General features: G+C 47.1%; 15 protein-coding genes and 1 pseudogene. 13 read left to right on the top strand and 3 right to left on the bottom strand.

The features are described from left to right. Positions 1 to 6: 6 nt before the first annotated feature. From CI595_RS22910 to CI595_RS26765, 3 genes are all read left to right on the top strand, one after another. Positions 7 to 1,425, top strand: a complete 1,419-nt coding sequence (locus tag CI595_RS22910) for an APC family permease (protein WP_095175942.1) — start codon at positions 7 to 9, stop codon at positions 1,423 to 1,425. Positions 1,426 to 1,594: 169 nt separating this feature from the next. Next, positions 1,595 to 2,863: a M18 family aminopeptidase gene (locus tag CI595_RS22905; RefSeq protein ID WP_095175941.1), complete on the top strand. Its 1,269-nt coding sequence runs from the start codon at positions 1,595 to 1,597 to the stop codon at positions 2,861 to 2,863. Between the two features lie 574 nt (positions 2,864 to 3,437). Continuing rightward, positions 3,438 to 3,569, top strand: coding sequence for a hypothetical protein (locus CI595_RS26765; RefSeq protein ID WP_279233399.1), 132 nt, complete (start codon positions 3,438 to 3,440; stop codon positions 3,567 to 3,569). Between the two features lie 27 nt (positions 3,570 to 3,596). On the opposite strand, the gene CI595_RS22900 is transcribed toward CI595_RS26765, so the two are convergent. Continuing rightward, on the bottom strand, positions 3,597 to 4,829 hold the full coding sequence (locus CI595_RS22900; RefSeq protein ID WP_095175940.1) for a MerR family transcriptional regulator: 1,233 nt from the start codon (positions 4,827 to 4,829) through the stop codon (positions 3,597 to 3,599). A gap of 261 nt (positions 4,830 to 5,090) precedes the next feature. On the opposite strand from CI595_RS22900, the gene hisD reads away from it, so the two are divergent. The 3 genes from hisD (at position 5,091) to CI595_RS22885 (ending at position 10,230) form a co-directional block, all read left to right on the top strand. Continuing rightward, positions 5,091 to 6,368 (top strand): histidinol dehydrogenase, encoded by a 1,278-nt coding sequence (gene hisD / locus CI595_RS22895; protein WP_095175939.1) that lies wholly within the window; start codon positions 5,091 to 5,093, stop codon positions 6,366 to 6,368. A gap of 29 nt (positions 6,369 to 6,397) precedes the next feature. Further along, on the top strand, positions 6,398 to 7,885 hold the full coding sequence (locus tag CI595_RS22890; RefSeq protein ID WP_095175938.1) for an APC family permease: 1,488 nt from the start codon (positions 6,398 to 6,400) through the stop codon (positions 7,883 to 7,885). A 764-nt stretch (positions 7,886 to 8,649) separates the two neighbouring features. Further along, positions 8,650 to 10,230 carry an ATP-binding protein gene (locus CI595_RS22885; RefSeq protein WP_095175937.1) on the top strand — a complete coding sequence of 527 codons (1,581 nt, stop codon included), beginning with the start codon at positions 8,650 to 8,652 and terminating at the stop codon, positions 10,228 to 10,230. A 47-nt stretch (positions 10,231 to 10,277) separates the two neighbouring features. Here CI595_RS22885 and CI595_RS22880 read toward each other — a convergent pair whose 3' ends face one another. Then, on the bottom strand, positions 10,278 to 10,682 hold the full coding sequence (locus CI595_RS22880) for a phosphate-starvation-inducible PsiE family protein (protein ID WP_095175936.1): 405 nt from the start codon (positions 10,680 to 10,682) through the stop codon (positions 10,278 to 10,280). 254 nt (positions 10,683 to 10,936) lie between these two features. Between CI595_RS22880 and CI595_RS22875 the strand changes: the two genes are divergently transcribed. From CI595_RS22875 to CI595_RS22845, 7 genes are all read left to right on the top strand, one after another. Continuing rightward, positions 10,937 to 12,241 carry a phenylacetate--CoA ligase family protein gene (locus CI595_RS22875; RefSeq protein WP_095175935.1) on the top strand — a complete coding sequence of 435 codons (1,305 nt, stop codon included), beginning with the start codon at positions 10,937 to 10,939 and terminating at the stop codon, positions 12,239 to 12,241. A gap of 126 nt (positions 12,242 to 12,367) precedes the next feature. After that, positions 12,368 to 14,107, top strand: a complete 1,740-nt coding sequence (gene iorA, locus CI595_RS22870; RefSeq protein ID WP_095175934.1) for an indolepyruvate ferredoxin oxidoreductase subunit alpha — start codon at positions 12,368 to 12,370, stop codon at positions 14,105 to 14,107. After that, positions 14,107 to 14,679, top strand: a complete 573-nt coding sequence (locus CI595_RS22865) for an indolepyruvate oxidoreductase subunit beta (protein WP_095175933.1) — start codon at positions 14,107 to 14,109, stop codon at positions 14,677 to 14,679. Before iorA ends, CI595_RS22865 begins: the two co-directional genes overlap by 1 nt. 56 nt (positions 14,680 to 14,735) lie before the next feature. After that, complete coding sequence (locus CI595_RS22860; RefSeq protein WP_065543290.1) at positions 14,736 to 15,170, top strand: ACT domain-containing protein; 435 nt, start codon at positions 14,736 to 14,738, stop codon at positions 15,168 to 15,170. Between the two features lie 162 nt (positions 15,171 to 15,332). Continuing rightward, the gene (locus tag CI595_RS22855) at positions 15,333 to 16,895 is read left to right on the top strand and encodes a sodium:solute symporter family protein (protein ID WP_095175932.1); all 1,563 of its coding nucleotides are present in this window, start codon (positions 15,333 to 15,335) and stop codon (positions 16,893 to 16,895) included. 185 nt (positions 16,896 to 17,080) lie between these two features. Then, entirely contained in the window at positions 17,081 to 18,508 is a 1,428-nt protein-coding gene (locus CI595_RS22850) for a C40 family peptidase (protein ID WP_095175931.1), read from the top strand. A gap of 331 nt (positions 18,509 to 18,839) precedes the next feature. Continuing rightward, positions 18,840 to 20,189, top strand: a complete 1,350-nt coding sequence (locus tag CI595_RS22845; RefSeq protein ID WP_095175930.1) for a C40 family peptidase — start codon at positions 18,840 to 18,842, stop codon at positions 20,187 to 20,189. 118 nt (positions 20,190 to 20,307) lie between these two features. Here the strand turns inward: CI595_RS22845 and CI595_RS26460 are convergent. Then, positions 20,308 to 20,667, bottom strand: a pseudogene (locus CI595_RS26460) (hypothetical protein); the annotation flags it as partial.

The following is a 20,667-nucleotide window of genomic DNA, read 5'->3' as shown; positions in this document are numbered from 1 at the left end:
TAGAAAATGAAACAACAAGAAAGTGAAAAGAAAATCTTGTGGTACAGCCTTGCGTTTATGGCATTTTCCACTGTTTGGGGATTCGGAAATGTGATCAATGGATTCTCAGAGTACGGCGGATTAAAGGCAATCATATCCTGGGTGATCATATTTGCCATATATTTTGTGCCATATGCACTGATGGTAGGCGAGCTGGGCAGTGCCTTCAAGGATGCGGGCGGCGGTGTCAGCTCCTGGATCCTGGAGACTATAAGCCCGAGAATGGCTTACATGGCCGGATGGACATACTGGATCGTCCACATGCCTTATATTTCCCAGAAGCCAAGTGCTTCCTTTATTGCAGCAAGCTGGGCGATCTTCAGGGACAACCGGATCAGCTCCATGAACACAAGAGTGCTGCAGGTTTTATGTCTGGTATTATTCCTGTTTGCTGTCTGGGTGGCATCCAAGGGGATCAATGTGCTGAAAAAGCTATCCACACTGGCGGGTTCCACCATGTTTATCATGTCCCTGCTGTTTGTGGTCATGATGCTGGCAGCTCCGGCTATCACTCATGCAAATGTACTGGATATAGATTGGTCTGTGAAGACCTTCATGCCGTCTTTTGATGCGAAGTTTTTACTGAACCTGTCCATTCTGGTGTTTGCCGTGGGCGGATGTGAGAAGATATCTCCGTATGTAAATAAGACAAAGAATCCTGCGAAGGATTTCTCAAAGGGCATGATCGCCCTGGCTATCATGGTTGCCGTCTGCGCTATGCTGGGAACCGTTGCCATGGGTATGATGTTTGACTCCAACAACATTCCGGAAGACCTTATGACAAATGGTGCCTACTATGCCTTCCAGACCCTGGGAGAGTATTACGGACTGGGCAACTTCTTCGTGGTGGTATATGCGATCTGTAACCTGATCGGACAGTTTACGGTTATGATCATCTCCATCGACGCGCCCCTCCGTATGCTGCTTGACAATGCGGATGACAATTTCATCCCTGCGTCCATGTTCAAACAGAATAAACACGGCACTTATACAAACGGCCACAAGCTGGTCATGATCATTGTGTCCATTCTGATCATTGTTCCGGCGATCGGGATCGGAAGCGTGGATACCCTGGTACGCTGGCTGGTAAAGGTGAACTCGGTTTGTATGCCTCTGCGTTACCTCTGGGTGTTTGTGGCGTACATTGCCCTGAAGAAAGCAGGGGAGAGATTCCCGGCGCAGTACCGTTTTGTGAAGAACAGGACTTTAGGCGTTATTTTGGGCGCATGGTGTTTCCTGTTCACTGCATTTGCGTGTATTCTGGGTATCTATTCTGAGGATACTTTCCAGTTTGTGCTGAACATTGTGACTCCCTTCGTACTGATCGGACTGGGATTCATTATGCCGCAGATCGCAAAACGTTCCAAAGCAAAGGGGCAGGCATAAATAACGGCAGGGGTGTGCGGCAACACATACCACTGCAGAAAGAGCGTCTGGCTGCCAAACGGCAGCCGGGCGTTTGTTATTCAAATTCCTGTTGGCAGAACCGGGCCGGACAGGTACAATAGAAAATAGGAAGTCCCATGAGCGGACAGAATTCAAGGAGGAAGATTTTATGTACAGAGAAACAGCAGAACAGCTTCTGGCCTTTATTGAGAAAAGCCCAAGCTGCTTTCACGCCATTAAAAATATGAAGGAAATCCTTTCGGCAGATGGTTTTGCAGAGCTGAAAGAGGAAGACAAGTGGGAGATTACTAAGGGGGGCAGATATTTTGTCACCAGAAATGACTCCTCCATTGTGGCATTTACCATTCCGGAGACCGGATTTATGGGATACCGGATCATGGCCAGCCACAGCGATTCCCCTACTTTCAAGATCAAGGAAAATCCGGAGATGGAAGTGGACCATAAGTATGTGAAGCTGAATGTGGAGCGTTACGGTGGTATGCTCTGCGCTCCCTGGTTTGACCGTCCCCTTTCCGTAGCCGGAAGAGTGATCGTAAAAGAGGGAGAAGCTTTTGTCACAAAGCTTGTGGATGTGGACAGGGACCTTCTGATGATCCCTAATCTGGCAATCCATATGAACCGGGAAGTCAATGACGGGTACAAATATAATGCGCAGGTGGATATGCTTCCCCTGTACGGTGATATTTCCTCTAAAGATACCTTTATGAGGACGATTGCAGAGAACGCAGGTGTGAAGGAGGAAGACATTTTAGGACATGATATTTTCCTGTATAATCGTGTAAAGGGAAGTATCTGGGGGGCTAATGAGGAATTTGTATCCTCCTCACGTCTGGATGATTTGCAGTGTGCTTTCTCCTCTCTTCAGGGATTTTTAAAGGGAGATAAGAAAGAGTATGTGGCAGTGCACTGTGTGCTGGATAATGAGGAAGTGGGAAGCGGAACCAAGCAGGGCGCGGCTTCCACATTCCTTTACGATACACTGGTGCGTGTAAATGAGTGTCTGGGACTGTCTTATGAGGAGTATCTGAGAGGGCTTGCAAAGAGCTTTATGCTCTCCGCGGACAATGCCCATGCAGTCCATCCAAACCACAAGGAAGCGGCAGACCCGGTGAACCGCCCTTATATGAACGAGGGAATCGTGATCAAACACAGCGCAAACCAGAAATACTGTACTGACGGTGTTTCCGCTGCAGTCTTCAAAGATCTATGCAGGGAGGCGGGCGTGCCGTTCCAGACATTTACAAACCGTTCGGATATGCTGGGAGGTTCCACCCTTGGAAACATTTCCAATACAAAAGTGGCGTTAAACGCTGTCGATATCGGCCTTCCGCAGCTTGCTATGCACTCTCCTTACGAGACGGCAGGGGTGAAAGATACCTGCTATCTGATCCGGGCTGCCGAAAAATTCTTTAAATAATGGTATGCTTTGTCTAGCAGACAAGTAAAATATCTAAAATCAGGTACTAATAAATGGCCACACAGATTTAAGTGTGGTCATTTTCTATGCAGACCACTTTTCTTTATATTTCTTAATTTGTTTATTTTCAGCTGTAGGATATTCTGTGGGTTTATCACAGGTCATTGTTTCAATCCGTACCTCCGGAGGCGGTTTACACGGATACTTGTCCTGAGGACGTTCTTATGCCCTGATCTTGACATGGCCTGTTCCATGTTCTGTTTTTTCAGTTTCCCTTGAAATGAGGTATCATATCATTCGGGGCTGCTTTTTTCTGTTTCTGTACAGGGATTTATAAATGGCATGGGATTTTATGCTCTGCCGGAGATTGTTTCCAAACAGGAGAGAGGTGATGTATAATAGTATTTGTTATTTATACAGCAAAAGTGTGGATATCGTGCAGATCATGCCATGTAAAACACTTTTGACACACGTATTTACGGCCATGTAAAAGGGCTTTGATAGAAATAACGGCCTGAAGATCCTATACTGGATACAGGTCGAGAGAACAAATAAAAACGAGGAGGCGGAAACATTGGAGCTGAATACGCAGATTAAGAAATATCGGACAGGTATGAAATTATCCCAGGAAGAATGGATGCGCACCCTTGATGTTCAAGCGCGCGGCATCCTCTTTTTTAGTTTGCACGCCGTGGGCGCGCTCTGATGGGTGTAAGTCGTGCACATGTGTATTCTATTTTCTGGCATGGTAAGGCATCAGATGCATCTTCTCACCTTTCACATGAAACCCAAATCCCAAGTTGTTCCCCGAATCCGTCACAGCTCCGCTGTCTTCGGAGTCCACCAGGCAGAATCCTGCTTTTTCCAGGGAGGAGAGGAAATAGCTCAGATGAAAGTTGCTGCTGCTGCACTCCGGGTACTGGCTTAGGAGGAGCCGCATGGATTTGGGGGCATTTTCAAAGTAGAAATAGGTGCCCACTAATTCCGCCTGTGCAGTCAGATAGGGAGCGATCCTTTCATATAAAAATGTGTCATGATAAAAATTATGTTCGTTTGCTGCAAAGAAGTCAAGATGTACATCTATGCAGTTTTCTTTCAGCGGAAAACGGGTGCTGGAGTCTGCCAGATACAGGATGTCCAGTTCCGGTTTCTGGCGTTCGATCAGATGTTTGTACATGAGGAGTGTTTCCGGATATTTGTCAATGACTATGTACAGGCTGTCTGTGGGCAGATATTCCAGGTGGTTGTGCATAAAAAACCAGGCGTTGACATATGTTTCCGCAACTACTTTTTTGTGCAGGCCGGTCTCTTGGATCTGTTTGAGCATCCAGTTATAGGAGCGCTGGAAGGTGCTGATCAGGGCAGGGGGAAGGTCCTTGTAAAGTTCCCTGGTGATATCCGGAGTGTCCTGCAGGTTTTCATTTTTGTTTGGTGTCATGAGGATGCCTGAGGAGATATGAGCGCTGTAACCGCAGGCGCAGGATAAGTTCCCTTTGTAAATAAAGCGCTGGTCCATTTCCACCTCAGACAGAGAGAGGGGGCCGCCGCAGACAGGGCAGCGCAAAAGCGGCAGGGCCGAAAGAGGGACACCGGTACTGTGCTGCGGAACGTTTTCACGGGCTTCCATGGCTTTGATATGTGAGTCCAAATGTTCCAATATCTGCTGTTTGCGCCCGATTTCTTTCCTGCAGAAGTCGCGTTTTCCCTTGAAGATTTCTTTCAGTTCTTCCATATCCTGGGGGTCTGCTAATCCTGAGATGCGTTTCAGGGACAGGATAACGTGGATCTCCCGCAGAGAAAAATCCAGCTCTTTTAAACCCAGGATCCATTCCAGGTCCCTGACGGTCTGTTCATCAAACACATACTGCCCTCTGGGTTTGGGCGGAACCAAGAGACCGTAATTGATATAATAGTAGATATTATCTACAGAAATGTGATATTTTTCTGATACTTTTCCTATGCGCACAACCCTGCACCTCCTGCAAAATCCATATACGTGTCATGCCCGCAAAGCACGGAGTTATTTCCGCGGGCAACGAGCCAAGTGGGCATGTTTGTATACACGTTTGACTTACTTTGACTTATACTAGCATAAATCTGGAGTATACTCAAGATTTTCGGCGGTTTTTAGAAAAACCGGTTATTGACCTAAAGCGGACTCTATGATTTATTATGGTATCACGATAAAGAAAACGTATGGAATTCATATAAAAGTGAGGTATGGATCATGAAAATATTAAAAAAAGCGCAAGAGAGAACAGAGGAGGACAGAAAAGAACTGTCCGGTATAGTGCAGGAGATCATAGATAATGTTAGGGCAAACGGAGATGATGCGCTCAGGGAGTACAGCAGAAAATTTGACCAATGTGAAAGAACTTCCCTGCGTGTTTCAAAGGAGGAGATCAGGGAGGCTTATATGCAGCTTTCGCCCCAGGAGGTTGCGGATCTAAAGGCAGCGGCATCCAACATACAGGCATTTGCCCAGGCACAGAGGGAGACTGTGAAGCCTCTCGAAAACTTCAGCCCCATGCCGGGGATTTTTCTGGGTCACAGGATCATTCCCGTAAAATCCTGCTGTTGTTACGTGCCGGGAGGAAATTACCCTCTGTATTCCACAGCCCTGATGCTGATCATACCAGCCAGGACCGCAGGGGTGGAGCGTGTGACAGCGTGTTCCCCGGTAATGAAGGGAACGGGAAAGATCAACCCCAAGACACTGGCGGCCATGGACATTGCAGGTGTGGATGAAATTTACGCGGTGGGCGGGGCACAGGCTATCGCCGCATTTTCCTACGGGACAGAGGAGATCGCGCCGGTGGATATGATCGTAGGGCCTGGCAACCGCTTTGTGACAGAGGCCAAGAGACAGTGTTACGGCCAGGTGGGGATTGACTTTGTAGCCGGTCCAAGCGAGGTGCTGGTAATTGCCGACGGCAGCGGCACACCGGGGATCGTGGCAGCGGACCTGCTGGCACAGTCTGAACATGATGTCAATGCAAAGGGCATGGTAGTCACTACAGACGAGGCATTCGGCAAGGCAGTCATGGAGGCAGTGGAAAAGGAACTGGAAGTGCTAGAGACTGCGGATATTGCGAAAAAATCATGGGAGACATACGGTGAGGTGGTTGTGGTGTCTGACCTCGAGGAGGCAGTGAATATAGTAAATGAGTATGCGCCGGAACATTTGGAGCTGAATGTGAAAAACCCTGATGCCTTGATTCCCGGACTTTGCAATTATGGATCCCTGTTTATAGGGGAGAATACGGCAGAGGTGTTCGGGGACTATGCATCCGGCACCAACCATACGCTGCCCACGCTGAAAGCGGCCCGTTATACGGGGGGCGTATGGGTGGGAACCTTTTTGAAAACCTGTACGCAGCAGAGTATGACTCCTGAAGCTATGAGAAATATTGCGCCCCTGGTTTCCAGGCTGGCTGAAGGGGAAGGGCTGAAAGGCCACAAACAGGCTGCCGATATCCGATTTTCAGAGGGAAAGCAGGACTAAATTGACAGAAGGAAGAGGGAGAGATCATCGTGAGTAATCAGAATACAAATACATTGAAAAGAACCTTCGGGATGAAGGAAGCGGTCACGATCACAGTGGGGACCGTGGTTGGCGTAGGTCTGTTCACCACAGGTGCCAATGTGGTGGGCGGCCTGGGACCGGCTGTCATCCTGGCTACTTTTGTTGCTATGCTTATCAGTATTTATCCGGCGCTGCTGTATGCGGAGATGGGAGCTGCGCTCCCCTACGCAGGCGGCACATATCAGTACGCATCCCTGGGTATAGGAAAACCCATGGGAATGCTTGCCGGGTGGAATTTTATAATTTCCCTGGTAGCGGTTACCAGCGGGGAGGCACTGGCCTTTAGTTTTTACTTCAAAACTTTTTTCTCTGCACTGGGTATTGAATTGCCTGTGAGCGACCGTGTGGTTGCCACAGTCGTGGTAATAGCGTTCATTATCACAAACGTCCGGGGTGTGGAGATGACCGGAAGGCTCCAGAACGGATTTATGTTCTTTTTCTGGGGTGTAGCAGTCATCTGGTTTTTGACCATGATCCCCAACGTGAATATGCCCAATTTTGTTAAACTCCCTGATTTTATTGCCCAGTCCACTCCGCTTGGTTTTATCGCATCCGTCAGTATGATATGGTGGTGTTTTGCAGGGTTTGAGACCTGTTGCGCCATGGGTGAGGAAATCAAATATCCGCAGATCAACATCCCCCGCGCCCTGTTTCTCGCACCGTTTATTGTGTTTGCGGTGAATGCGGCATTCCAGTGGTTCCTGGTGGGAATCGTGCCCACAGAGCAGATAGCCACCTTGTCCACAGCCAGCGCACCTTTTGCGGAGGCTATGAAAACAGCGGGCATCCTTGGATTTCCATTGATCCTTCTGGCAGCGGGAATTGCTTTTGGCGGTGACTTCTCAACCTTGAATGCCAGTATTGCCGTGCCGCCCAGGTATCTTTTTACTATGGCACGTGACGGAGCTATGCCGAAGGTATTTGCAAAGGTTCATCCTAAATATAAGACGCCTTATATCTCCATCATTGTACTTGGTCTGCTTTCCGCCTTTTTGATCGCGTCCAACTCTATGATCTACATAGCGTCCGTGAGTCTATTTGCGGATTTGTTTTACTATGTGATCGGTATTGCGGCCTCTTTCGGGCTTCGTAAGAAACATCCTGATCTAAAACGGCCTTTTAAGGCTCCGGGTATCATGATCGGAGCGCCGGTCAGTGTGATCATCTACCTTGTCATGATGACACAGCTTGACAGGGAGGCACTGGTGACAGGTGTTATCTGGTGTGCGCTGGGGCTGATCATATATGCTGTCTGCAGGAAACGTTACCAGGGTGATGAGGCGGAGGAAGTGGACCGCCTGATCATGGAGGAAGAGATCCCCACACCTCAGGAGAGACAGAAGATGGATAAAGAATTTAAAATCTGGAGAACTGTGGTGACGTGTGCTGTTGTCATTGCTGTTGTGGCGTATGTGATACCGTTTATTGCGGTGTAAGTTGAAACAGCTTAATATAAGTCTGGCTTACCTGACGGCCGGTGCGGATTGAGAATATAATCCGTGCCGGCTGTTTTTGGCATGAGCCCGCTACGCCGTGGCTTTGCAGACGCGCTTGCAGATATCAGGCACTCTATATTCGAGGCATTTACGCCGGCACTAGTGCTCCATCCGGTCAGAAACAATACCGGATGGAATACTGCCGGCTTCAAAAAATTTTATTGATCAATGGCAAATAGAGACAAATTTGGATGGTTTGTAACCGGCAGATTTTGTATCATATCACGAAAATAGAATGTATGTTCGATTTGCATTGAGGGAATTTGCAAAGTGTGATAAACTATGTTTATGACAGGATAAGGTTACTGTTCACAGGCCACTGTACCGGGAGGCGTTTTCATGCCGGAAGTATGAAAATCCCCAGGCAGCCAGCGCGATATGGGGCAGAATGCTCCATATCTGTGCATCGCGAAGCGTGTTACTGGACACGGAGTGAACAGTAACAGGATAATTCCTATCGAAAAAACGGCTGTCTTAAAATTGCTGTCCGTATCTTGTAAAGCAGCAGTAAATTTGATAGTGTTTATGTAACGATTCAGCAAATCCCTGCGTTTACCAGGCCGACTATAAGACAGTTTCCTTGTGAAAAAAGGCAGCGCGGCAGTCAAATTTTCAAGGCTAAAGGCGGTTCCCCATAAATTTTAGTCTGTGGATGCAGGGTATGGAACAGTTGCCTGTTCCTGAACGATACGGGAGGTTGGAATATGACAATAGAAGAAATTTATTCCGGTGAATCAAAAAATATGGAATTTAAACAGGAGGTTCCGACCAGAAGTGAGCGATATATGAAGACAGTTGTTGCCTTTGCCAACACAGCGGGAGGCAGGCTGATTTTTGGGATTGAGGACGGGACGCACCAAATTTTAGGCGTGCCCCGGGAAACCGTCTTTCAGGCCATGGACAGTCTCACCAGTGCTATTTGTGACAGTTGTACGCCCATGATCATTCCTGATATTACCCTGCAGACCATAGAAGATAAGACACTGATCGTGGTGCAGATTTATCCGGGTGGGCAGAGGCCATATTATATAACATCATTGGGAAAAGAAGCAGGGACATATGTGAGGATTTCAGGGACTTCGCGGCCTGCGGACAGTTATCTGCTGCGGGAGCTGGAGTTCGAGGGGATGAACCGGTGTTTTGACCAGACTTATGCAGCCCCCCGTTTGGCGGGAGATACACAGATAGAGGCATTGTGCAGTTCTATGAGACAATACGCGCTGAAGATGTGCGGTACGGAGAATGAGAGAGCGGCAGTAAAGACAGTGACAAAAAGTAATCTGCTGTCCTGGGGAATATTGACCGAAAAGGAAGGGAGAATACTGCCTACCAATGCTTTTGTGCTGCTGACAGACAATGATTTTCTACAGGCAAAGATACAGTGCGCTGTGTTCAGAGGGACAACGAGAGGTGAGTTTCTGGAGCGGCGGGAGTACACGGGACCTATTTATGATCAGATCGATGAAGCATACAACTTTGTTCTGCGCAACATACGTTATGGGGCAAAGTATTCTGGGCTGTACAGAGTAGATGACTATGAACTGCCAATTATCTGTATTCGTGAGATTATTGCTAACGCGGTGACACACAGGAGTTATCTGAACCCCGGATGTGTGCAGGTTGCCATATATGATGACCGTCTGGAGGTAACATCTCCGGGTATGCTGTTCGGAGGGCTGACACTTGCGCAGATGAGAGAGGGATATTCCCGGCCGAGAAACAGAGCGATCGCCAATGCCTTTACCTATATGAAGATTATTGAACAGTGGGGAAGCGGCGTACCCAAAATGCTGAAAGCATGCAGGGAGTTCGGGGTAGGAGAACCTGAATTTTTGGAATCGGGAATGGATTTCCGTGTGAATCTGTATCGGGAATCAGCAGATTTTACAAATCATTCTTTTATAATGGAAAGGCTTCCCGTATACGGAACAGAAAAACAGAATCCGAAAGGGATAACCGCCTGGCCTGCTGTCAATAATACTACCCAAACAGTTGGAAATACTACCCAATCAGTATGCGGCCCTACCCAAACTACGCGGAATACTACCCAAAATGGAGGAGTTACCACCCAAATCCCCACGGCACCTATGTCCGATTATGATAGGCAGATATTGCAGGCAGTTAAGGATAATCCATTTATCTCTCAGAGGGAACTGGCAAGAGAACTGCGGTGGAATGTAGACAGGGTAAAATATTATATGAAGAAGTGGAAAGACAAGGGAGGTCTCCGCCATGTGGGGAGCAGTCATAAAGGATATTGGGAGGTGCTTGTACCGATGGAATGACAGGTATGAGAGCAGCCGCATAGCACAGGAGCTATGCGGCTGGGGTTCTACAGTTTATCGTATATTTTTTCCTTGTTATCCGCGGATTTGAGCAGCAGATATTTACGGACAGCGAAGATGATTGCTATGGATATGATTCCGATCAGGGTATCGATCATATCAAGATGCTCCACGATCATCTGTCTGGCAATGGCAAACATAAGTACCTCAAGCAGATTTTCCGCGGTATGTTTTGCAAGCATCTTTACAAACTCCACTCCAATGATCAGAGTCAGGATATTGCCCAGAAATTCATTGAACTGACTGGCCTTTATGCTGAGCAGGGGGATGCTGATGAAGTTGTAGATCATGGGTATGATCAGGACGATTATGACCATCAGCATAATTGCCGACAGAGCAATTTCAGTATAGCGGGAAATTGCGTAGATCAATTCATTTAATTTTTTCTTCATGCTTATCTCCGTTTCTTTTATACTATTGATTTGAAATTTGCGATCAACACATTCTCGTTTTTCACATTTTAACATAAAATGGGAGCGGAGCAAAGAAAATACGCAAAAAATAACGAAATATTCCTAAGAAAATCAGGTTGCTTCATTGCTTTGACGTGATAAATATGATAAGATAGGAAGCACAGACAGCTCTGCGGGGAGGCAGCAGGTTTCCCTGACACGGATGAGGGCTGAGAAATGAAGGGAAGAAAGTTATGATTTGGGCAAAAGAAGAGACACTATCCCGGGAGGAGATCAAAGAGATTCAGACCACGCGCCTCAGAGAAACGGTGGAGCGTGTCTACAATACAGTGGAGCCTTACCGGAAAAAGATGGATGAGGCAGGCATCAAGCCGGAGAATATCAGGGGTCTGGAAGATTTACATAACCTGCCGTTTACCACAAAGCAGGACATGAGGGACAATTATCCGTTTGGGCTGTTCGCAGTACCGAAGAAAGATTTGATTCGTATCCACGCATCCAGCGGAACAACAGGTAAGCCAACAGTTGTAGGTTATACCAGAAAAGATTTGGATATCTGGTCAGAATGTGTTTGCCGTATTGCATGTATGGGCGGGGCGCAGCCTGACGAGATCGCGCAGATTTGTTTCGGCTACGGTATGTTTACAGGAGCGCTGGGACTTCACTATGGTCTGGAAAGACTGGGGGCTGCCATTGTTCCTTCCTCTACCGGGAATACAGAGAAGCAGCTTATGTTTATGAAGGATTTTGGAACTACACTGCTGATCGCTACACCCTCCTACGCGCTGCGTATCGCGGAGGTTGCAGAGCAGATGGGCATTCATCCGCAGCGTGATCTGGATATGAGGACCGCGCTGGTGGGAAGCGAACTGATGACAGAAGCCATGCGCCAGGAGATGTACAAAGCCTGGGGCGATCATATGAATATCACGCAGAATTATGGCATGAGTGAACTGATGGGACCGGGAGTCTCCGGGGAATGCCTGGAGCTGAACGGTATGCATGTCAATGAAGACCATTTTATACCTGAAATTATTGATCCCAGGACCGGTGAGGTCCTTCCGCCGGGAGAGAAGGGTGAGCTGGTCATCACCTGTATTTCCAAGGAGGCGCTGCCCCTGGTCCGCTACCGCACCAAAGACATCACAAGGCTTATGTACGAACCCTGTAAGTGCGGCAGAACCACGGTGAGAATGGAGAACCTGTTGGGAAGAACCGATGATATGCTGAAGATCAGAGGTGTAAATGTGTTCCCAAGCCAGATAGAGGAGGTGCTTCTTAATATTGAGGAGTGCGGACCCCATTATGAGATCGTGGTGGACAGAAAGAATCACAGTGACACCCTGGAAATCCGTGTGGAAGTCCTTTCTGATTATATGATGGATTCCTATGCAGCCCTGCAGGAACTGGAAAAGAAGATTAAATCTAAGATCCGAGTGGTTCTGGGACTGGACGTGAAGGTTTCCCTGGTATCTCCAAATTCCATCCAGCGTTTTGAAGGGAAAGCAAAACGAGTGATTGATTTAAGAAAGAATTAGTTTTACAATAGTCTTTATATATAGTAGAAACGCAACTGTTCAGTACTTCACAGTTACCTGCAGGGATCCATGCAGACTTGCTGAATAGCTGTGCAGAAACACAATAACAGAAAGAAGGTAGGAAACGTGGGCGAAAAGAAAATCATGCTTGGCAATGAAGCCATTGCAAGAGGTGCCTGGGAAGCAGGGGTAAAGGTTTCCGCAGCATATCCCGGAACACCCAGTACAGAGATCAGTGAGAACATAGTAAAATATGAGGAAATTTATGCAGAGTGGGCCCCAAATGAGAAAGTGGCAACAGAGGTGGCGATCGGTGCGTCCATCAGCGGTGTGCGGGCCATGGCATCTATGAAGCATGTAGGGCTGAATGTGGCAGCAGACCCGCTCTATACAGCAGCCTACACCGGTGTGACCGGAGGTTTGGTTCTGGTAGTGGCAGATGACCCCGGAATGTACAGCTCTCAGAATGAGCAGGATACCAGAGCGGTGGCAAGGGCTGCGCAGGTTCCGGTACTGGAGCCGTCAGATTCTCAGGAGGCTAAGGATTTTGTTAAGACAGCCTATGACCTCAGCGAAAAATATGATACCCCTGTATTTGTGAGAACGACCACACGTTTGGCACATTCCCAGGGAATTGTAGAGCTGGAAGACAGAGTGGAGAGAGAAGATACTCCTTATGAGCGTAAGTTCCAGAAATATGTAATGATGCCGGGCAATGCCATCAAGCGTCACCCGGTAGTGGAAGAGAGAATGAAAAAGCTGGCTGAGGATGCCAACAGCCTGGAGATCAACAAGGTAGAGTATCATGACACCTCTATTGGCTTTATTACCAGCGGGATTCCCTATAATTATGTGAAGGAAGCCATGCCAAACGCAAGTGTACTGAAATTAGGTATGGTACATCCGCTGCCGAGAAAGCTCATAGAGGAGTTTGCGTCTAAGGTTGATAAGCTTTACATATTTGAGGAATTGGAGCCTGTATTTGAGGAGCAGATCAAATCCTGGGGCATTGCATGTTCAGGAAAAGATGTATTTACCCTGCAGGGAGAATACAGTGCCAACATGATACGCAGAAAAGTATTAGGGGAGGAAATCGAGGCAGCAGCACCGGCACAGGTACCGGCCCGTCCACCGATCCTCTGTCCGGGATGTCCTCACAGAAGCGTGTATTCCGTTCTGAAAAAGATGAAGATACACGCAGCAGGCGATATTGGATGTTATACTCTGGGAGCGGTTGCTCCGCTGAGTGTTGTGGATACCACAATCTGTATGGGAGCATCTATCAGCTCCCTGCACGGAATGGAGAAGGCCAGAGGAAAAGAATATGTCAAAGACTGGGTGGCTGTTATCGGTGATTCCACATTTATGCATACAGGTGTGAATTCCCTTATGAACATGGTTTACAACCAGGCTACAGGAACGGTCATCATTCTGGATAACTCCACAACAGGTATGACCGGTCATCAGGACCATGCCGCTACAGGTAAGACCCTGAAAGGCCAGGTGGTGCCTGCCATAGATATCTACAAACTCTGCAAGGCGATTGGTATTGAGCATGTCAATGTGGTGAATGCATTTGATATTAAGACACTGGAAAAGACCATCAAGGAGGAAGTGGCAAGAGATGCTGTCTCTGTGATCATCGCTCAGGCACCTTGTGTACTTTTAAAAACTAATGTGTTTAAAACAAAGTGCAGACCGGTTTCGGAGAAATGTAAAAAATGCGGACTTTGTTTAAGACCGGGATGTCCGGCCCTCACCAAGAATGAAGATGGAACGATTTCCATTGATGATACCATGTGCAATGGCTGCGGACTTTGCAAACAGCTTTGTCCCGCTGATGCAATAGAGGAGGTAGAAGTGTAATGGCAACAAGAAATATTATGATAGTGGGAGTCGGCGGTCAGGGAACACTTCTCACCAGCCGTATTTTAGGAGGACTCGCTGTGGAAGGCGGATACGATGTAAAGCTTTCCGAGGTGCATGGAATGGCACAGAGAGGCGGCAGTGTAGTTACTTTTGTCCGTTACGGAGAAAAAGTACAGGAGCCTATCGTGGAGGAAGGCCAGGCAGATGTGCTCATTGCCTTTGAACGCCTGGAAGCTCTGCGTTACCGTCAGTTTCTTAAAAAAGACGGTGTGATCATTGTAAATGACCAGAGGATTGATCCTATCACAGTTGTGACCGGAGTAGCGGAATACCCGGATGGAATTCTGGATACACTTCGCCAGACGCACAAGGTCTATGCAGTGGATGCTATGAAGGTGGCAAGGGAACTGGGCAATACAAAGGTATTTAATGTTATTGTACTGGGGGTTGCTGCACAGCATATGGATTACTCCAGGGAAGAGTGGCTCAATGTGATTGAAAAGACCGTTCCGCCTAAGACTGTGGAGATAAATAAAAAAGCGTTCCTGACAGGATATGAATTAAAATAGCAGAAAATTCCCTGTTTTTACAGATACAGAAGACAGAGAAAGGATAGGTAGCGTAAATGTTTATTGAACAATTGTCCATATTTCTGGAGAACCGTCCGGGTAAACTGAAAGGGATCGCTGACGCGCTCAAGGAGAATCAGATCAATATTATTTCCCTGGGACTTTCCGATACCACGGACTATGGGATCGCCAGGATGATCGTCTCTGATTCCGCCAGGGCGAAACAGGTACTTCTGGAAAAAGGGTACACAGCAGTGCTGACACCGGTGCTTGTAGTGGAACTGCAGCAGGAGGTGGGCGCACTGAGCCGGATCATGGATACATTAAGTGCAAAAGGGCTGAATCTGGAATATATGTATGCACTGGTTACCGGCAAAGAGGGCGGCGCCATGGTGGTGAAGACTTCTGACCAGGCACGTACATATCAGACATTAAAAGATGCAGGTATGAAGATGTTCTCGGAAGAAGAACTGAATGATCTGAAAAAATAGAAACCGGATGGTTAACTATTCAGAAAATCTACAAGAAGATAAGAAGCGTCCGCTTTTCTGAGCGGAAAGCGGCGCCTCTTTTTCTTTGCAATTATTGCTTTAATGGTTTAAACCGTTGCGGTTTAAAGCATAAGCGAAAACATATAAAAGGAGAATAAAAAAATGGAGATTAAGATACTGTTTTTGCTGCTGTTTTTCGGCTCTATGGTGGGTATTGGCCTGTATTCCCGAAAACATGCTACAAATGTGGCTGGGTTTGTGCTGGGAGGGAGAAGTGTAGGTCCCTGGCTTACCGCGTTTGCATATGGAACCTCTTATTTTTCCGCAGTCGTGTTTGTAGGATATGCAGGACAGTTTGGATGGAAATACGGACTGGCAGGTACATGGATCGGGATTGGGAATGCCATAATCGGAAGCCTTTTGGCATGGGTGGTTCTTGGAAGAAGGACACGTGTTATGACAAAGCATCTGCATGCAGCTACCATGCCGGATTTCTTTGGCAAGCGGTTTGACAGCAATGCACTTCGGATCGCTGCGTCAGCCATTGTATTTATTTTCCTGGTTCCCTACACAGCATCTATCTATAACGGGCTGTCCAGATTGTTTGAGCTGGCCTTTGATGTACCGTATGCTGTGTGCGTAGTGGTTATGGCAGCTCTTACAGGAGCATATGTGATCCTGGGCGGTTATATGGCCACAGCTATCAATGACTTTATACAGGGGATCATCATGCTGTTTGGGATTGCGGCTGTTATCGGGGCCGTATTAAGCGGGCAGGGAGGATTTACAGAGGCTGTGAGACAGCTTGCCGATATTCCAAGCGACGTACCGGTGACTGCAGGGCAGTCAGGTGCTTTTACCTCCTTCTTTGGACCGGACCCTATAAACCTTCTGGGTGTAGTTATCCTGACTTCCCTGGGGACCTGGGGACTTCCGCAGATGGTTCAGAAATTTTACGCGATCAAGGATGAGAAAGCGATCCAGACAGGGACGGTGGTTTCTACAGTTTTTGCTATTGTAATCTCCGGAGGTTGTTATTTCCTGGGAGGTTTTGGCCGTCTTTTTGACAATCCATCCTTATATAAAGCGGATGGTACAGTCATATATGATGGTATTGTTCCTTATATGTTGTCTACACTGCCGGATATATTGATCGGTGTTGTGATCGTACTGGTGCTCTCCGCGTCCATGTCCACCCTCTCTTCCCTGGTACTGACATCCAGCTCCACGCTGACACTGGATTTCCTGAAGGGAACCGTGGCAAAGGATATGAGTGAGAAAAACCAGCTTCGGGTCATGCGCGGACTGATTGTAGTGTTTATAGCCATTTCGGTGGTGCTGGCCCTGGATCCGCCTACATTTATAGCACAGCTTATGGGAATCTCATGGGGGGCATTGGCAGGAGCGTTCCTGGCCCCGTTTTTATTCGGCTTGTATTGGAAAAGAACAACCAAACTGTCCGTATGGGTCTGCTTCATAACCGGAATCGGTATAACGGTTTCCAACCTGTTCTTACATTACATTGCATCCCCTATTAATGCAGGCGCTTTCGCCATGGTAGTTGGGTTTGTTGTTGTGCCTGTGGTGAGTCTGGTCACTCCTAAAATGGAAAAAAACAAAGTGGAAGATATTTTCTGCTGTTACAATCAGGAAGTGGTATCCACGCCTAAAAAGGTACTGCCTCAGGACAAGGAAGACGGTAATTCCCTGGTGGTTGAAGCATAATTATTAAAAGTGTGTCTCGCTAATTATTACGAAAAAGTGCCATTTTGTAACAAATAATTAATGATTTGGAAATTTAACTCTTGCATCTGTAATAATTATGTGGTATTATGGGTGACAGATAAGAAATATTTCAAAAATGTTACAAGTAGTTACAGATTCAGACATGATTAGTGAGGTACATAATAATGAAAAAAAGATTTCTTATTCTCAGTCTTATTTTTACAATGGCCATGACCCAGGTTGTGCCGGTAGCAGCTGCAAGGGAAGATGATGTGCAGGCTGAGAAGGCAGAGACACAAAGTAAATTATCAGCAGCAGAGAGCAAAGAATCTGAGTTGGAAGACCAGAAAACAGCGTTATTGAACGAAATTGACTCCATTGACCAGAACCTTGTACAGGTTATGGCACAGATAGATATTCTAAATGGTGAGATTACAGATAAAGAGAGTGCGATCGACAAGACAAAAGATGATTTGGCTGTTGCAGAGGCGAACCGTGACAAACAGTATGAGGATATGAAGAAAAGGATCCAGTATCTGTATGAGAACGGCGGAACTAATGCATGGGCGCAGATGCTCTTGGAATCCGACAGTATTACCGGACTTCTCAGCAAAGCAGAGTACACAGAGAAGATGTATGATTATGACAGAGATGAGCTGAAGAAGATGAAGGAAACTGTTCAGGAAGTAACAGACCTTGGCAATCAGCTGGCGCAGGAGAAAGCTGAACTGGAAGAGATGAAACAGGCTCAGGAACAGCAGCAGGCAAGTCTGCAGAGCGCTCTTGATGAGAAGAAAGCCACAGCATCCGATTATGAAACACAGATTGCAAATGTGCGTGCACAGGCAGATGAATACAGAAGCCTGATCGAACAGCAGAATGCAGAACTGCAGAAGATCCAGGAAGAGAAAGCCCGTCAGGCAGAGGAAGCGAAAAAAGCCGAGGAAGCCAGAAAGGCTCAGGAGAAAGCAGCTCAGGAAGCCGCACAGCAGCAGGCACAGGAAGATGCTGAGGAAGAGGACAACAGCCAGAACAGCGCGGATGTAAGCACTGATAACGGTAATTCCAATGAGAATACCAACGATAATACAGATAATGATGTCTCTGATGATAATAATGATACAGAGGAACCGGAAGACAATAATAATGTGACACCTCCGGCAGAAGTACCGGAAACACCGGATTATAATGAACCTGAGACACCGGATTATGACGAGCCGGAAGAAGACCAGGGCAGCGACAGCGGTTACAGTGCAACAGGACAGGCAGTTGTGGATTATGCAAGTCAGTTTATCGGTAATCCATATGTTTGGGGCGGAACAAGCCTGACAAACGGTGCTGACTGTTCCGGATTTGTACAGTCTGTATTTGCACACTTTGGCTACAGCCTTCCGCGTGTAACGGATGACCAGGCGGGTGCAGGCCGTGGAATCTCTTATTCCGAATCCCGTGCAGGTGATATCATTGTATATTCCGGACACGTTGGAATCCTTACCGGAGACGGCGGAATCGTACATGCATCCAACTCTGCACCGTATCCGCAGGGTGGAATCAAGTATTCCAGCAATGCTCTCTACAGACCATATATTGCAGTCAGAAGAATTGTAGAGTAATTACATAGAGCAATACATGATGATACTTAACAGGGCCGTGCCCCGTCACCAAAAGGTGGTGGGTACGGCCTTTGTATATTTTAGTGAGTGCTGAAAAAACAGGAAATGAAAGGGATTGTCTATGTGCCCTATAAAGGCATAATGATATGGCCGGATTTTATAAAATATTACTATAAAATTTATTTTTGTAACAAAAACTTAAAGATTTCAGTGATTTCCTCTTGCAAGTGTAATAAATTTGTGATATCATAAGCGGGAAGTGAAAATTATTTCGGAAATATTACTTAGAGAGTAGTAAATATTAAATACCAACAGTGAGGTACATAGCAGTATGAAAAAGAGATTCCTTTGTCTCAGCCTTATTTTTGCACTGGCCGCAGCACAGGTGATGCCGGTAGCAGCTGCAAGAAAAGACGAAGTGCAGGCTGAAAAAGCAAACACACAAAGCAAACTGTCCGCAACAGAGAGCAAGGAAGCGGAGTTGGAAGAGAAAAAGAATAATTTACTTGGAGAGATTGATTCTCTGGATCAGAATCTGGTTCAGGTAATCGCACAGATTGACATACTGAAAGGTGAAATCTCTGATAAAGAGGGCGCCATCGTTGAAACAAAAGAGGATTTAGCAGAAGCAGAGGCTGATCGTGATGAGCAGTATGCTGCAATGAAAAAGAGGATCCAGTATCTGTATGAGAACGGCGGAAGTGACGCATGGGCACAGATGCTTCTGGAGGTTAACAGCATCACAGACCTGCTCAGCAAAGCTGAATACACAGAGAAGATGTATCAGTTTGACAGGGACGAGCTGGAGAAACTGAGAGACACTGTTCAGCAGGTAACTGACCTGGGCAATCAGCTGGAGCAGGAAAAGGCCGAGCTGGAAGAGATGAAACAGGCTCAGGAAGACCAGCAGGTAAACTTAGAGGCAGCGCTGGAAGAGAAAAAAGCAGTTGCTTCCGATTATGAGACTCAGATCGCAAATGTTCAGGCACAGGCAGATGAGTATAGAAGCCTGATCGAACAGCAGAATGCAGAGCTTCAGAGAATCCAGGAAGAAGAAGCAAGACAGGCTGCAGAGGCTAAGAAGGCGAAAGAGAAAGCTGCTAAGGAAGCTGAAGCGGCTGCACAGAGACAGGAACAGCAGAACGTAGCGAATACACAGAATACTAATACTGATAATAACAACAACAATAACAACAATAACGTTACTGACAACGACGTGGACGATGAGGACGAGCCAGAGGTTCCGAGTAATAACTATGTACCGGAAACTCCTTCCTATGAAGAGCCGGAAGAAGAAGAACAGGGCGGCGGCGGATACAGCGCAACAGGAGAAGCGGTTGTTGCTTACGCAAGCCAGTTTATCGGGAATCCGTATGTATATGGCGGTAACAGTCTGACGAATGGTATTGACTGTTCAGGATTTACACAGCAGGTGTTCGCTCATTTTGGATATAGTATTTCAAGAACAAGTGATTCACAGGCTGGAGACGGACGCGGAATTTCTTATTCCCAGTCACGCGCAGGCGATATCATCGTTTATTCAGGACATGTTGCTATCCTGACAGGTGACGGCGGTATTGTACATGCATCCAACTCTGCACCGTATCCGCAGGGTGGTATTAAATATTCAAGCAATGCGCTGTATAGACCTTATATTGCGGTTAGACGTATTGTGGATTGATTTTGTACATAGTTTGGGACTCATGCTTTTGGGGCATGAGTCCTTTTTTTGGGTTAATGGGGATGGGGGGACGAGGGACGGGGACGGGGAATGCAAAGTATCGGGAGCGGGCCGGTGTCTATGTGGGGTGAGCGAAGCGTTCCGCTGCCGGGAAGCTAACCTGCTCCCAGTCGCTAAATTCATCGGCAATGGCCTCTTCATTAAGCGTCTGGGGCAGGTGGATCTTCCCGGCGCTCCTCTGTACATCGCTCACCCCACATAGACACCGGCCCGCTCCCGATACTTTGCATTCCCCTGGTAGTGAAAGGCGGAAGGATAAAAGTAAAAAAGATAAAAGAAAAGGTAAAAGAAAAAGATAAAGGCCAAAAGATAAAGGTCGAAAGATAAAGGCCAAAAGATAAAGGTCGAAAGATAAAGGCCAAAAGATAAAGGTCGAAAGATAAAGGCCAAAAGATAAAGGTCGAAAGATAAGGGCCAA

This window comes from Blautia hominis, assembly GCA_002270465.1.
Classification (GTDB): domain Bacteria; phylum Bacillota; class Clostridia; order Lachnospirales; family Lachnospiraceae; genus Blautia; species Blautia hominis.
Note: the sequence above shows the minus strand (reverse complement) of the source record. Positions and strands in the feature narration are given on the sequence as shown.